Source organism: Pseudomonas sp. P1.31 (genome assembly GCF_001269815.1).
Lineage (GTDB): Bacteria > Pseudomonadota > Gammaproteobacteria > Pseudomonadales > Pseudomonadaceae > Aquipseudomonas > Aquipseudomonas rustica.
In genome coordinates this window covers 153211-168111 of the sequence record NZ_LHVN01000019.1, presented here as the reverse complement: position 1 = coordinate 168111, position 14901 = coordinate 153211, and the positions used below count along the sequence as shown (strand labels likewise).

Sequence of the window (14901 nt, the reverse complement as noted above, 5' to 3'; positions counted from 1 at the left end):
CTCACCACGCTTGCCCGCGACGTTTGAGTTCCAGCCGCCGCACAAACTCTTCCAGCACCAGCGAATATAAATCGTCCTGCAAATACGCGTCTTCGATGCCTGCATCGAGGTTCGGGTTGTCGTTGACTTCGATCACCACCACTTTGTCGCCGGCCTGTTTCAGGTCGACGCCGTAGAGGCCATCGCCGATCAGGTTGGCAGTTTTCACCGCAAGGTCGACGACCGCGCGCGGCGCTTCATGGATCGCCATGGTTCGGCATTCGCCGTTGACGTCCTGCCCTTTGGCTTTGTGGTTGTAAATCTGCCAGTGGCCCTTGGACATGAAGTATTGGCAGGCGAAGATCGGTTTGCGATTGAGCACGCCGATGCGCCAGTCGTATTCGGTATAGAAGAATTCCTGGGCCAACAACAACACCGAGTGCTCGAACAATTCGGCGGTGGCTTCGAGCAGCGCTTGTTGGCTTTCGACTTTGATCACGCCGCGTGAAAAACAGCCGTCGGGGATCTTCAACACCAAGGGAAAACCGAGGCGTTCGCCGACCCGTTCGAAGTCTTCGGGTCGCTCTTTGTAGAGGATTTCGGTGGCGGGCATGCCCAGTTGATGGCTGTTGAGCAGGTCAGTCAGGTAGACCTTGTTGGTACAGCGCAGAATCGACGTCGGATCGTCCATCACCACCAGCCCTTCGCTCTCGGCCTTCTTGGCGAATCGGTAGGTGTGGTTGTCGACGCTGGTGGTTTCGCGAATCAGCAGCCCGTCGTACTCGGCCAATCGCGCGTAATCCTTGCGCTCGATCAACTCGACATCGATGCCCATGGTTTTGCCGACCCGGACGAAATTTTCCAGTGCTTTGGGATTCGACGGCGGCAAGGCTTCCTGTGGGTCGTGAAGAATAGCCAGGTCATAACGCGCAACTTGCGGCGAGCGCGGCACACGCCAGACTTTACGGCTGAAACCGTCCAGCGCATTGGCAAACTGATCTTCCTGATCATCGCGTAACTTGTGCAACGCACCGGACTTCACGCCCTCGATGTGCCAACCGTTAGTTCGGCGAAACTCAACTAACAGAATCGGGCAAGGAAACACTTCAAACAACTGCCGCGCCAGATCCTGCAACGGCTCGATATGAGTCCTGCCGAAATACAGTGTCAAGGTAAACCCTTCGGTATCGCTGTAGAGGTGATGACTAAGGGCTTTTTCCAGGGTTTTATCCAGGTCATCCAGTGCCAGACCGTAGAGGGATTTTTTTGTCAGCTCGCTGATGGTGCGCACCGACGGAATCACCTTGTGCCCACGGGCTTCCGCCAGCAGCGAGCAGTAATAGCCATGGCCCAAGTACTTGTAGCTGCGGCACAGGTTGATCACCTGAACCCGTTTGCCGGGCTCGCTTTCGCGTGTTTGCTCGAGGTATTCCTGAGCGGTGACGATGTCTTCGCTGGGAAAATAAGAGGCCCAATCTTCCTTGCGCTCGACAATGATCAACACTTGACTGGAGGTTCTGACCGCTGGTTTTAAATAAGTTGCCGTCGGCAAACTTTGCTCGGATACTTCGCGCCAATGACCCTGTACCGCTGACATAGAGATTGATCCGTTGGAGAACAAGACCTTTTCTATTAAGCACGAAGTTTTACGAAAGTCTCGTTTCGTTACGCAACTTTTACGGTGGTCATATGAGTACTGTTTTTCGCCTGGCCGTAGTTGAAGACTTGCCGGCGTTGCTGGCATTGGAAATGCAATGTTTCACCACGGATCGGCTCACCAGTCGCAGTTTTCACTGGATGATTACGCGCGCCCATGCGCAGTTGCTGGTCGCAGAACGCGATGAACATCTGCTCGGTTACGCGCTGGTGCTGTTTCATCGCGGCACCTCGTTGGCGCGGCTGTATTCGATAGCCCTGGCTGCCGAGGCTCGCGGCACAGGGCTGAGCAAGCAATTGCTGCAGAAAATCGAGGCCTGCGCGCTGGAACATGATTGCGCTTATCTGCGTTTGGAAGTGCGTACCGACAACCCCACCGCCATTGCCCTTTATGAGCGCAACGGTTACCGACGTTTTGCGCTGATCCACGATTACTACGAAGACCACGCCGATGCGTTGCGTCTGGAGAAACGCATTCTCCAGCACCGCGACTCACGTAGCATCACGGTGCCTTACTACGCGCAGACCACCGACTTCACCTGCGGCCCGGCCTGTCTGTTGATGGCCATGGGCGGCTTGCAGGCCGGACGCTTGCTGGAGCGTCGTGAGGAATTACAGATCTGGCGTGAGGCGACGACCGTGTTCATGACCTCCGGCCATGGTGGCTGCAGCCCTCAAGGTTTGGCACTGGCGGCGTGGCGTAGAGGTTTTCGCGTCCGTTTGGAGCTGAGCCTGGAGGGGCCGCTGTTCCTTGATGGCGTACGCGATACGCATAAAAAAGACGTCATGCGTTTGGTGCATGAAGAGTTTACTGCGCAACTGGCAGAAACCGATGTGGAACGTGTGATCGGCGCAACAGTGGATTTGCCGCGATTGCTCGACGCCGGTGGCCAGCCTTTGCTGCTGATCAGCAGCTATCGTCTGACCCGCTCAAAATCACCGCACTGGGTTGTAGTGACCGATTGCGATGAGGACTTCGTTTACCTGCATGATCCCGATGTCGATCACAGCCAGCACCGACAACCGATGGACTGCCAGCACGTGCCAGTCAGCCATGGCGAGTTTGAAAAAATGTGCCGATTTGGCCGAGGAAAACTACGCGCCGCAGTGGTGCTATTCCCCCAAAACCTATAGCCACCAAAACCCCCTGTGGCGAGGGGATTCATCCCCGATGGACAGCGAAGCAGCCCTCTCTTCCTGGAGAAGCTGCACAATCCATAGGAGATGAATCCCCTCACCACAGGTATAGAGCGCTCTCAGCGCCTTACTTCAAGCCAAGCTTGTACAGCGAGCCATTCGACTCATCCGTAAGCACATACAAATAACCATCCGGCCCTTGGCGCACATCCCGAATCCGCTCTTTAAGCTCGCCGAGCAAACGTTCCTCATGCACTACCTTATCGCCATCAAACTGCAACCGGATCAACTCCTGCGTCACCAATGCACCAATAAACGCGTTGTGCTGCCACGGTTTAAACCGGTCAGCATCGTAAAACGCCATGCCAGACACACCCGGTGATTTCTCCCAGACATGGTGCGGTGCAACCGTGCCTTCAGCCGTTTTACCCTGCGCTTCAGGGATCGGCTGCATCGAATAGTTGATGCCGTGAGTCGCCAGCGGCCAGCCGTAATTCTTCCCACGTTCGATGATGTTCACCTCATCGCCACCGCGTGGGCCGTGCTCGTTTTCCCAGAGCGTGCCGTTCCACGGGTTGAGCGCCGCACCCTGCGGGTTACGCTGACCATAAGACCAGATTTCTGGACGCACACCGGATTGCCCGACAAAGGGGTTATCGTCCGGCACTCGGCCATCGGGATAAATGCGCACGACCTTGCCTTGCAGCTTGTCGAGATCCTGAGCGGTTGATCGATCATTGTTTTCACCCAAGGTGATAAACAGATAGCCGTCGCGATCAAACACCAGCCGTGAGCCGAAGTGATTGCCAACCGAGAGCTTCGGCTCCTGGCGGAAGATCACTTTGAAATCCTTCAGCGTTTTCAAATCATCCGACAGGCGCCCCCGCCCGACCGCTGTGCCGGCCTTGTCGCCCTTGCCACCACCTTCGGCGTAAGACAGGTACACCATGCGATCCTGTTTAAAGTCCGGCGACAGCGCTACATCGAGCAAACCACCCTGCCCCTTGGCCCAGACTTGCGGTACGCCACTGATTGGCTCGGACAACTTGCCGTCCGTGCCCACTACACGCAGATTGCCCGGCCGCTCGGTCACCAACATGCCTTGGCGATCCGGCAAAAAAGTCAGTGCCCAAGGATGGTCTAGTCCTTGAGTAATCGTGGTGACTTCGAGGATGCCCTGCTCGCTTTTCAGCTCTTTGGGCGCTGCGGCGAATACCGGAGCACTGATCAGAACGCCGGCACACAGGCTGGCCAGTAGGGTTTTACGCAACATGCACGATTCCTTATGTTCGCTTGAAAGGCTGACAGAACCTCAGTCCTGCCGTTCAACGGTTGCTGTCGGTACCCCGTGAGGGTGGATTGGGAATAAACGTCGGCGGTGTACTTGGCACCGAACGAATCGGCTGGCCGTTGCCGATGCCACGGTTTTCCACGGTGGGCGTACGCGGCGTCGGCGCAGTGCTCGGGCCACGAATCGGCGGGTTGCTCGGCTGAGTGCCTTGCATGCTGTTGGGGTTGGCCCGGCGGATCGGGCTGTTGTAGGGGTTGTTACTGTTGCCGGACGGACTCTGCGCCAGCAACAGCGTCGAGGCTGGCACCGAGACGCCCGCATGAGCCCAACCCACGCTCAAGCCGAGGACGGCGATGCCAAGCAGAATTCGGTTCATGGGGCAGCCTCTCGATGCAAGTGGATTAGAGCCTTCGAGTCCACGCTACGCCCAGGGTTCGCATTTGTTAAGTCACAGGCTTTAAACAACATGTAACCAGACACGACCGCTGGCCCCAGAGCCCGCGCAATCACTGGAAACTTTCACGCTGGGCCGCAGGTCACCTGATCATCACTTGGGAGATCATCACCATGGCTCGGGCAATCTGGAAAGGCGCGATCAGTTTTGGACTGGTTCACATCCCCGTCGCGCTGGTTTCAGCGACATCGTCCCAAGGCGTGGACTTTGACTGGCTCGACAGCCGTAGCATGGATCCGGTGGGCTACAAACGGGTCAACAAGGTCACCGGTAAAGAGGTCACCAAAGAAAATATCGTCAAAGGTGTGGCCTATGAAAAAGGTCGTTACGTAGTGCTCAGCGAAGAGGAAATCCGTTCGGCACACCCGGTCTCTACGCAAACCATTGATATCTTTTCTTTTGTTGATGCTGAGCAGATTCCCCTGCAAAACATCGACACACCTTACTACTTGGCGCCCGACAAACGAGGCGGCAAGGTGTATGCGCTGCTTCGGGAGACGCTGAGCAAAACCAACAAGGTCGCCCTTGCCCGCGTCGTTTTACATACTCGTCAATACCTGGCGGCGCTGATGCCACTGGAGTCGGCACTGGTGTTGGTGAAGCTGCGCTGGCCGCAGGAGGTGCGCAGCCTCGATACGCTAGAGCTTGGGAGTGAAGTGACCAAGCCGCAACTGGCCAAGGGCGAACTGGACATGGCCAAACGGCTGGTGCAGGACATGAGCGCGGACTGGAAGCCTGAAGATTACAAAGACGAGTTTGAAGACAAGATCATGGCGCTGGTGGAGAAGAAAGCCCATGAAGGCAAGATCGAGGATGTCGAAACGGTGGGTGGCGAGGAAGAGCGTAAAACGGCCGATGTGATCGATTTGACGGAGCTGCTGAAACGCAGTCTGGGCGGGAAAGCGGCGGCGAAGCCGAAGGCCAAAGCCGCGCCAGCCAAGAAAACGAAGAAAGCGTCAGCCAACTGACAGGTTGCTTTTGCGAGAGTCATTTGACCCGGCCAGACAAACGCCATGTAGGAGCTGCGGCACGCTGCGATCTTTTGACTTTGAAGTGTGTAAAAAACAAGATCAAAAGATCGCAGCCTCGTTGCACTCGACAGCTCCTACAGGAGGATCAGATCAGGATAAAGATCGCCAACAAGCTACCGAAGATCGCCCACTTTTCCATGTAGTACAGCTTGCGATTACGTTTTTTCAGCTCTTTACCACGCAAACGAATCTTGTAGATCCTGGCAAACAGACGGTTGATGCCGCCAGTACGGTCACCGGCATCGTTCGGCGCACCCGCCGCGGACATCACGTTACGGCTGAACCAGCCGTTGAACGCCGCCGCCCAGCGATATTTCATCGGACGCTCGATGTCGCAGAACAGGATGATGCGGTTCTTATCAGTGGTGTTTTCCGCGTAGTGAATGAACGTTTCGTCGAACATCACCGCTTCACCGTCACGCCAGTGGTAGTTTTCGCCATCGACGTTGATGTAGCAACCAGCATCATTTGGCGTATCGAGACCCAAGTGATAACGGTACGAACCGGCGTACGGGTCACGGTGGCGCACCAGTTTCGAGCCCGGTGGCAGTTCGGCAAACATCGCCGCTTTGATCGAGCCGATGCTTTGCACCAGTTCGGTGGTACGCGGGCACAGTTTCATCGCCGACGGATGGCTGTCGCCGTACCACTTCAGGTAGAAGCGCTTCCAGCCGGTCTTGAAGAACGAATTGAAGCCGACATCGTTGTACTGATCCGAGCGTTTGATCTCGCCGGCACGCAGCAGATTCTGGCCTTCTTCACGGATTTCCTGCCAATGTTCCTGCAACGGACTCAGATCGGGAAACTCCGACGGATCCAGATAAGGCTTGTTCGGTTTTTTCGAAAACAGATAGAGGAAGCAGTTGATCGGCGCGAGAAACGACGAATGATCGCTCAGTTGGCGACCCAATTTGTGCCGCACCCGTCCACGAAGATGAACGTATGCAATGGAAATGACATAAATAGCAGCAATGATGAGTTTCACGGAAATCGTCACATGTCAGTAGTGAACAAACTGCGCGCCTGAAGGCTTCTGGCCCGGCGTCTGATGCAGTGGTCGGATTACAAATGGCACGTCCCTGAGCCCGCGCCGTTGAAGGCCGCTGGGTGAATGGATGGCATTTTAGCCACACTTTGTATCCGATAGTGAACCTGTAAGTGTTAAAAACTGTCCCGGGTGCGCGCCAATCAGCGGTCATGGCGTGTTCGCCCTATCGTTAAGAGCGCCAGACCAGTACAATTGCCGCCAAACTTTACGCGCCCCCCTTGGTTGATGCCGGGACTTTCCCGCCTCAGCGCACTTTGACTCGGGCCAAGCGCTCCGGCCGCACCCTCGCTACTCAGAATGCTTCGCAGGAATAACTCTTGATCTCTACAGCTAACATCACGATGCAGTTCGGCGCCAAGCCGCTGTTCGAAAACGTTTCGGTCAAATTCGGCGCGGGCAACCGCTACGGCCTGATCGGCGCCAACGGTTGCGGCAAGTCGACCTTTATGAAAATCCTCGGCGGTGATCTCGATCCGTCCGGTGGTCAGGTCATGCTTGAGCCGAACGTACGCCTGGGTAAGTTGCGTCAGGATCAGTTCGCCTACGAAGAATTCACCGTGATCGACACCGTGATCATGGGTCACGAAGAGCTGTGGAAGGTCAAGGCTGAGCGCGACCGCATCTACTCGCTGCCGGAAATGAGCGAAGAAGACGGCATGGCCGTGGCCGAGCTGGAAACCGAATTCGCCGAGATGGACGGTTACACCGCCGAGTCCCGCGCCGGTGAATTGCTGCTGGGTCTGGGTATCGGCATCGAGCAGCACTTCGGCCCGATGAGCGAAGTGTCGCCAGGCTGGAAGTTGCGTGTGTTGCTGGCTCAGGCACTGTTTTCCGATCCGGAAGTGCTGTTGCTCGACGAACCGACCAACCACCTGGACATCAACACCATTCGCTGGCTGGAAAACATCCTGACCCAGCGTAACAGCCTGATGATCATCATCTCTCACGACCGTCACTTCCTGAACAGCGTGTGCACGCACATGGCTGACCTGGATTACGGCGAGCTGCGCCTGTTCCCGGGCAACTACGACGAGTACATGACTGTGGCGACCCAGTCCCGCGAGCAACTGTTGTCGGACAACGCCAAGAAGAAAGCACAGATTTCCGAGCTGCAATCGTTCGTTAGCCGCTTCTCGGCCAACGCCTCGAAAGCCAAGCAGGCGACTTCCCGCGCCAAGGCGATCGACAAGATCCAACTGGCCGAGGTCAAGCCTTCAAGCCGCGTGAGCCCGTTCATCCGTTTCGATCAGAACAAGAAGCTGCACCGCCAGGCAGTCATCGTCGAGAAGATGGCTAAAGGCTTCGACGGCAAACCATTGTTCAAAGACTTCAGCTTCCAGGTTGAAGCCGGCGAGCGCGTGGCGATCATCGGCCCGAACGGTATCGGTAAAACCACCCTGCTGCGCACTCTGGTCAACGAACTGACCCCGGATGCCGGTAGCGTCAAGTGGACCGACGCCGCTGAACTGGGCTACTACGCTCAGGATCACGCGCACGACTTCGAAGACGATGTCACCCTGTTCGACTGGATGGGTCAGTGGACTCAAGGTGAGCAGATGATTCGCGGTACTTTGGGCCGCATGCTGTTCTCCAACGACGAGATCCTCAAGTCGGTCAAAGTGATTTCCGGTGGTGAGCAAGGTCGCATGCTGTTCGGCAAGCTGATTTTGCAGAAGCCGAACGTGCTGATCATGGACGAACCGACCAACCACTTGGACATGGAATCGATCGAGGCGCTGAACCTGGCGCTGGAAAACTACCCGGGCACGCTGGTTTTCGTCAGCCACGACCGTGAGTTCGTATCGTCCCTGGCCACGCGCATTATCGAGCTGAGCCCGGATGGCGTGACTGACTTCAGCGGCACCTACGATGACTACCTGCGTAGCCAGGGTGTGGTGTTCTAAAAGCAGCTTCGAGGTTTGAGCTGCTAGCTGCAAGTTAAAGGCCCTGTCCATGTGACGGGGCTTTTTGCATTTGTAGGAGCCGAGCTTGCTCGCGAAGGGGCCATCAGCTTCAGCAACGGTGTTGAATGTTACGCAGCCTTCGCGAGCAAGCTCAACTCCTACAAAGGCGCAGCAGCTGTGATGCTTTAATAGTTAGCCTGCTTCCTTTTATCCCTCACCCACGCCATCATGCGAACTCTCCCACCGCCGCCCGCGAACGAGTCCTCATGTCTGCGCAGCAACTGCCACCGCAAAGCTCCATGGCGATCACCCTGCAGATCGTTTCCATCGTTTTCTATACCTTTATTGCCTTCCTCTGCATCGGTCTGCCGATCGCGGTGTTGCCCGGTTACGTCCACGAGCAACTGGGTTTCAGCGCAATCATTGCCGGGCTGGTCATCGGTTCACAGTACTTGGCCACCCTGCTCAGCCGCCCGATGGCCGGGCGCATGTCAGACACCATCGGCACCAAACGGGCGATCGTGTATGGCTTGCTGGGGATTGTGCTGAGTGGCGTGCTCACCCTGATTTCGACGCTGTTGCAAAGTTTTCCACTGACCAGCCTGCTGATTCTGATTCTCGGGCGTTTGTTGTTGGGGGTCGCGCAGGGCCTCATTGGTGTCGGCACGATCAGTTGGTGCATGGGCCAGGTCGGCGTCGAACACACGGCAAAATCGATTGGCTGGAACGGCATCGCCTCGTATGGCGCGATTGCGATTGGCGCGCCGCTGGGCGTGGTGATGGTCGCTGAATACGGCTTCGCCAGCCTCGGGATCGCGCTATCGGTATTGGCCGCCGGCGCGCTGCTGTTGATCCGCAACAAACCTTCGGTACCGGTGATTCGTGGCGAACGTCTGCCGTTCTGGGCAGTGTTCGGGCTCATTGCCCCGTTCGGCGCGAGCCTGACCTTGGCGTCGATCGGTTACGGCACGCTGACCACGTTTATCACGCTTTATTACCTCAACCGTGGCTGGAGCGGCGCGGCGTACTGCCTGACGGTGTTTGGCGTGTGCTTCATTCTGTCGCGATTGCTGTTTATCTCGGCGATCAGTCGTTTCGGCGGTTTTACCTCGGCGATTGCCTGCATGACCATCGAGACTGTGGGACTGGTGATGTTGTGGCTGGCGCCTTCCACGGCATTCGCTTTGATCGGTGCGGGGCTGGCGGGATTTGGTCTGTCGCTGGTGTATCCAGCGCTGGGGGTTGAGGCGATCAAGCGCGTGCCGAGTTCCAGCCGAGGTTCGGGGCTGGGGGCTTATGCAGTGTTCTTCGATCTGGCGCTGGCGATTGCCGGGCCGTTGATGGGCGCGGTGGCGTTGAATCTGGGCTATTCGTGGATTTTCTTCAGTGCGGCGCTACTGTCGGTGATCGGGTTGGGGCTGACCCTACTGCTTAAACGCCGAGCAATGGGTTGAATCAAGATCAAAAGATCGCAGCCTTCGGCAGCTCCTACAAGGAATACCCTCTCATGAAGGAGCTGCCGAAGGCTGCGATCTTTTGATCTATCGGGTTATTGATCCGCGGTCTGCATCCCCGCCCGCGTCGGTTTACCCAGCGCATGCGAGAAAAACCGGCCAGCCTCGGAGATCAGGTTGCGGTGAATATCCTCTCGATCCACGCCATCAGCGTCGGTACACAACGCCGGCATCGCCATGAGCTGCTCTTCCGTGCACGGCGCCATAAACACAAAGTGTCCTGCCCCGGCCAGCAACTTGAAGTCCGGCGCGGTCGGCAGTTTGCGCGCCAGCGCTGCGGCGTTTTTGTCGAAAGCCACCAGTTTGTCGCCATCACCGCTATAAAGAAGTACCGGCACATGCACGTCGGCCAAGGTATGACGGCCGAATTTAAGACTCAGCGGCGCCATTAACAGCAAGGCATGTACGCGCGGATCGGCGACAGGCTGTAAATCATCGCGATCGACTATCAACTCGCCCTTAGTGTTGCAGGCGTCGCGATCGTCAGGACGCTCTTGGCAGTAGCGACGCAAGCGATCCAGATCCGGCTGCGCCCCCGAAAGGATCAGCGCGGTCTCACCGCCTGCCGAATAGCCGATTACCCCGACTTGGTCAGCGTTGACGAATGGCGCAAGCATTGGGTCGCCAAGCGTGGCGGTAATCGCTTCGGATATCTGGATCGGGCGCCCGTAAAGATTGCTCAGGGTACCGAGTCGGCTGTGATCTTTGGAGTTATCGCCGGGGTGAATAACTGCAACGACGACGAAGCCTTTACGCGCCAGTGAGGTCGCGAGGTCGTGCAGTGCCAGCGGTGTGCCGGTGTTGCCGTGGGACAACATCAGCATCGGAAAGCGGCCCATGGCAACTTTGGTGTCTTCGCCAGCCTCGACCGTGTAACCCTCAAGCAACGCGGTGTGCTCGCGGTCAGTCGATGGATAGAACGCAATGGCGCGCATCGGTTGCAGATCCAGCGGATCAAGGAACGTCATTTCGTGATAGCCGACGCTCCAGCGAGGGTGCAACCCGGGGGCGGCGTGCACTGAATTCAGGCTGCCTAGCAGGCAAATCAGTAACGTTGCACAAAGACGCATCATGGGATGCCCCACCCTGTTGTTACTCAATCGAAAAGTCCTTTTGCTGTGCAAGGGCGAAACGTCGTGAGTTCGACGCTGCGCAATGGCGACACAGTCAGACACTGATTGTTTGACTGCATAACCCGGGCCAGATTATGTAACAGTCAGAAACAAAAAACTCCGTATTTGGCCCTTGCAGAACCAGAATACAGAGTTTTTTGGGTGTTACCTGAACAACAGCTGTTCTTTACGCAAGCCTTACGCAGCGGCGAACAGTTGCTCGCTGATTTTCGCTTGAGCGGCGGTCATCGCGTTGTTGCGCACTTCGTCGCCGTACGCCAGACCTTCAGCGCGAACGATTTCGATGTCGGTGATGCCGAGGAAGCCCAGCACCAGCTTCAAGTAGTCTTCGTGAGCAACGCCGCTCGCTTGACCGGCGTGGATGCCGCCAGCGGTGGACACGATCACGACTTTCTTGCCACCGCACAAACCTTCAGGGCCGGCTTCGGTGTAACGGAAAGTCTGGCCGGCAACGGCGATGCGGTCGATCCAGGCTTTGAGTTGGGTTGGCACGGTGAAGTTGTACATCGGTGCGGCGATAACGATCGCGTCAGCAGCGATGAATTCGGCCAGGGTGGTCGCGCTCAGGTCGGCTTCATGCTGTTGTGCGGCGTTGCGCAGTTCAGCGGTGGTGCCGGCGGCAACCAGGGTGGTCGACGAGAAGTGGCTGATGGCGTCAGCGGCCAGGTCGCGGTAAGTGACCACGGCGCTCGGCTCGGCGGCTTGCCAGGCTTTGGTGACTTGGCTGCTCAACTGACGGGAAGCCGAGTTGTCGCCCAGAATGCTCGAATCGATATGCAGCAGTTTCATGCGGAATCTCCTGGAATGCATCGCCTGTGGCGACTGAATGGAGACAATCCTACGCAAGAAACCAATGGATGATTAGCCGCCGACAATGCGATAGTTTGTCCCACTGATAGAACAGTTGGATTTCCCTGATGCAAGATCTCAACGATCTCTACTATTTCGCCAAAGTCGTCGAGGCCGGTGGCTTTGCGGCGGCGGGCCGTTTGCTGGGCATTCCCAAGTCACGACTGTCGCGGCGAATTGCCGAACTCGAAGAGCGACTCGGCGCGCGTCTGCTGCAGCGCACCACACGCCAGCTCAATCTCACTGCGGTCGGCGAGCGTTATCTGCGCCACTGTCAGGCGATGTTGCTGGAAGCGGAAATGGCTGACGAGGCCGTGGCGAGCATGTCCAGCGAGCCACGCGGTCGATTGCGTGTGTCATGCCCTACCGGGTTGGCCCATGAAATGTTGCCGATGGTCATCAGCGACTTTCTCGGCAAATTTCCGCAGGTACAACTGGAAGTGGTGCTGCTCAATCGCCGGGTGGATCTGGTCACCGAAGGGATTGATGTCGCGTTGCGCGTCAGAGAACTGGGTGACGAAGATCCATTGCTGGTGACTCGACGATTGCGTCAGGCGCAAATGGTGGTGATCGCCAGCCCGGCTTTTCTTGAAGGCAAGACAATCGAACATCCGCAAGACCTGAAAAATCTGCCGGTGCTCGGCGCGCTGGAAGCTGATCGCATGGTGCATGTGCGCTTGCTCGATCAACACGGCAAGAGCTTCGAGCTAAGCATGGAAGCACGTTTGGGAATCGACGATTTTGTGGTGCGCAAGGCCTGCGTACTGGCCGGTCAGGGCTTTACGCTGTTGCCGATGATGTATTGCGAAACCGAACTGGAAAACGGCACGCTGGTGCAGATGCTACCGGAGTGGTCGCTACCCGGCGGCTGGCTGCAAGCGGTGTACCCGCATCGTCGCGGGGTGATGCCGGCGGTGCGCGCGTGGATCGATCATCTGGTCGAGTCGTTTAATGCCTGTGGGGAGCGGTTGTTATGACGAAAGGAAAAATGAGCGAAGCGGACGTCGCCGCGTTTTGCCTGGGCCTGCCCGGTGCTCGGGAAGATTATAAATGGGGCGGCGTGCGCGTGTTCTCGATTGCCGGCAACAAGATGTTTGCCTTGCAGGGACTGCGCGGTGATTCGCTGGCGTTCAAGGTCGACAAGGATCTGTTCCTCGGCCATTGCGACCGCCCGGGAATTCAACCGGCGCCGTATCTGGCGAGGGCGCAGTGGATCATCATGCACCCGCCCTACCCGCTAGGCGCTGAGGAACTGCGCGGATTGTTGCAGCGTTCGCACCAGTTGGTAGTAAGCAAACTGCCCAAGAAAACCCAGATCGCCCTACTGCTGTAAACCCAACCCCCTGTAGGAGCTGCCGAAGGCTGCGATCTTTTGATTTTGATGTTTAAAAAGAAAAATCAAAAGATCGCAGCCTTCGGCAGCTCCTACAGGGGGAGTCGGTATTTGTTTAGAACAGGGCCAGCAGGTTCGAGCCGAGGAAGATCTGGTCGATCCAGAACACCTGGTGCAGCGCAACGATCATCCAGAACAGCACCTGAAACGACACCTTGCGCGTCTTGTGCCGAAACACTTGCTGGGCGATCAACGCACCCGGCCAGCCGCCCGCCAGTTCCACGGCGTGAAGGATGTTCTCCGGCGTGCGCCAGGCATCGGCGCGGGCCTTGCGTTTGTCCGCCCAGTACAGAAAGAACGCCAGCACGCTGACGATGCCGTATGCCGCCAAAGGCACCAGCGAGATCCCGCGCAGCCACATCGACAGCGAGCCGAACAGCGGCAGCGCGAGAACGATCAGCAGCACCATCAGCTTCAATTTCGGGTGCTGAATGCTGCCGCCAGAAGGTCGCCCTTCCGGCCGGCGTGCGCGGGAATCACTCATGGCTTGGCTGCCGACCAGTCCACCCAGCCAAACTGCCAGGTCGCCAGAATCACCAGACCGAAGACGATCCGGTACCAGGCGAACGCCGCATAGCTGTGGCTGGCGATGAACTTCAGCAAGCCTTTCACCGCGATCATGGCAAAGATGAAGGCGGTGACAAAACCAATGGCGAACACCGGAAAGTCCGCCGGCACAAACAAGTGGCGGTACTTGTAGCCCGAGTAAACCGCTGCACCGACCATGGTTGGCATGGCGAGGAAGAACGAGAACTCGGTTGCGGTTTTGCGCGACAGACCGAAGAGCAAACCACCGATGATCGTCGAGCCGGAGCGCGAAGTCCCTGGAATCATTGCCAGACACTGGGCGAAACCGATTTTCAACGCGTCCGTCCAGCGAATCTCATCGACCGTTTCGGCATGCACTTCATGCTGACGCTTTTCCGCCCACAACATGATGATGCCGCCAATGACCAGAGCCGCTGCAACGGTGATCGGGTTGAACAGGTATTCGTGGATCAGGTCGGCGAAAATCACCCCCAACACCACTGCCGGCATAAATGCGATCAGCAGGTTAGCGGTAAAACGTCGCGCGCTCGGCTGGGTCGGTAAACCAATAACCACGTCGAGAATCTTGCGGCGAAACTCCCAGACCACCGCGAGAATCGCGCCGAGCTGGATGATGATATTGAACGCCATGGCCCGTTCGCCGCCGAAGTTGAGCAAGTCGGCAACGATGATCTGGTGTCCGGTACTGGAAATGGGCAAAAACTCCGTCAGCCCCTCTACAACTCCGAGTATCAGTGCCTGAAAGGCAGTCCAAAGATCCATCAATCCCCCAAAGAGCGATGCACGCCGGCATGCCCCGATAATGTTTTTTTACGTTCACTGCGATCAGCGTAGCTGTTTGTGGCTGTACCGATTCCGCGCGCACAGGATCTACACGAAAAGGTCAAAATTCCGTGAAATATCAACTTGGATTCAGGTTTTCACGCGCGGGGCCGAAATCCTATCAGACAAGCCGTAAAAGCG

General features: G+C 57.2%; 14 protein-coding genes. 6 read left to right on the top strand and 8 right to left on the bottom strand.

The genetic code is table 11. The features are described from left to right. Window position 1: 1 nt before the first annotated feature. Window positions 2–1576 carry a RimK family protein gene (locus tag AD669_RS11735; protein ID WP_053119852.1) on the bottom strand — a complete coding sequence of 525 codons (1575 nt, stop codon included), beginning with the start codon at window positions 1574–1576 and terminating at the stop codon, window positions 2–4. A 92-nt stretch (window positions 1577–1668) separates the two neighbouring features. Between AD669_RS11735 and AD669_RS11730 the strand changes: the two genes are divergently transcribed. Beyond that, window positions 1669–2769 carry a GNAT family N-acetyltransferase/peptidase C39 family protein gene (locus AD669_RS11730; protein ID WP_053119850.1) on the top strand — a complete coding sequence of 367 codons (1101 nt, stop codon included), beginning with the start codon at window positions 1669–1671 and terminating at the stop codon, window positions 2767–2769. Window positions 2770–2899: 130 nt separating this feature from the next. On the opposite strand, the gene AD669_RS11725 is transcribed toward AD669_RS11730, so the two are convergent. Beyond that, window positions 2900–4045, bottom strand: a complete 1146-nt coding sequence (locus AD669_RS11725) for a PQQ-dependent sugar dehydrogenase (protein ID WP_053119848.1) — start codon at window positions 4043–4045, stop codon at window positions 2900–2902. A gap of 52 nt (window positions 4046–4097) precedes the next feature. Then, window positions 4098–4439 (bottom strand): hypothetical protein, encoded by a 342-nt coding sequence (locus AD669_RS11720; protein WP_053119846.1) that lies wholly within the window; start codon window positions 4437–4439, stop codon window positions 4098–4100. A gap of 191 nt (window positions 4440–4630) precedes the next feature. Here AD669_RS11720 and AD669_RS11715 point away from each other — a divergent pair, with 191 nt between their 5' ends. After that, on the top strand, window positions 4631–5485 hold the full coding sequence (locus tag AD669_RS11715; protein WP_053119845.1) for a Ku protein: 855 nt from the start codon (window positions 4631–4633) through the stop codon (window positions 5483–5485). A 148-nt stretch (window positions 5486–5633) separates the two neighbouring features. On the opposite strand, the gene lpxO is transcribed toward AD669_RS11715, so the two are convergent. Next, window positions 5634–6533 carry a lipid A hydroxylase LpxO gene (gene lpxO, locus AD669_RS11710; RefSeq protein WP_053120461.1) on the bottom strand — a complete coding sequence of 300 codons (900 nt, stop codon included), beginning with the start codon at window positions 6531–6533 and terminating at the stop codon, window positions 5634–5636. 380 nt (window positions 6534–6913) lie between these two features. Here lpxO and AD669_RS11705 point away from each other — a divergent pair, with 380 nt between their 5' ends. Continuing rightward, complete coding sequence (locus tag AD669_RS11705) at window positions 6914–8500, top strand: ABC-F family ATPase (protein ID WP_082341426.1); 1587 nt, start codon at window positions 6914–6916, stop codon at window positions 8498–8500. 266 nt (window positions 8501–8766) lie between these two features. Then, entirely contained in the window at window positions 8767–9954 is a 1188-nt protein-coding gene (locus AD669_RS11700) for an MFS transporter (protein WP_053119843.1), read from the top strand. Between the two features lie 95 nt (window positions 9955–10049). On the opposite strand, the gene AD669_RS11695 is transcribed toward AD669_RS11700, so the two are convergent. After that, complete coding sequence (locus AD669_RS11695) at window positions 10050–11087, bottom strand: dienelactone hydrolase (RefSeq protein ID WP_053119841.1); 1038 nt, start codon at window positions 11085–11087, stop codon at window positions 10050–10052. 237 nt (window positions 11088–11324) lie between these two features. Next, entirely contained in the window at window positions 11325–11936 is a 612-nt protein-coding gene (locus tag AD669_RS11690) for an FMN-dependent NADH-azoreductase (protein ID WP_053119839.1), read from the bottom strand. Between the two features lie 128 nt (window positions 11937–12064). On the opposite strand from AD669_RS11690, the gene AD669_RS11685 reads away from it, so the two are divergent. Both AD669_RS11685 and AD669_RS11680 read left to right on the top strand, forming a co-directional pair. Continuing rightward, window positions 12065–12973, top strand: coding sequence for a LysR substrate-binding domain-containing protein (locus tag AD669_RS11685; protein ID WP_053119837.1), 909 nt, complete (start codon window positions 12065–12067; stop codon window positions 12971–12973). Continuing rightward, complete coding sequence (locus AD669_RS11680; RefSeq protein ID WP_053119835.1) at window positions 12970–13329, top strand: MmcQ/YjbR family DNA-binding protein; 360 nt, start codon at window positions 12970–12972, stop codon at window positions 13327–13329. The genes AD669_RS11685 and AD669_RS11680 overlap by 4 nt, the downstream gene beginning before the upstream one ends. A gap of 115 nt (window positions 13330–13444) precedes the next feature. On the opposite strand, the gene AD669_RS11675 is transcribed toward AD669_RS11680, so the two are convergent. Next, on the bottom strand, window positions 13445–13873 hold the full coding sequence (locus AD669_RS11675; protein WP_053119833.1) for a DUF1294 domain-containing protein: 429 nt from the start codon (window positions 13871–13873) through the stop codon (window positions 13445–13447). Continuing rightward, complete coding sequence (locus tag AD669_RS11670; RefSeq protein ID WP_053119831.1) at window positions 13870–14700, bottom strand: undecaprenyl-diphosphate phosphatase; 831 nt, start codon at window positions 14698–14700, stop codon at window positions 13870–13872. The genes AD669_RS11675 and AD669_RS11670 overlap by 4 nt, the downstream gene beginning before the upstream one ends. Between the last annotated feature and the right edge of the window lie 201 nt (window positions 14701–14901).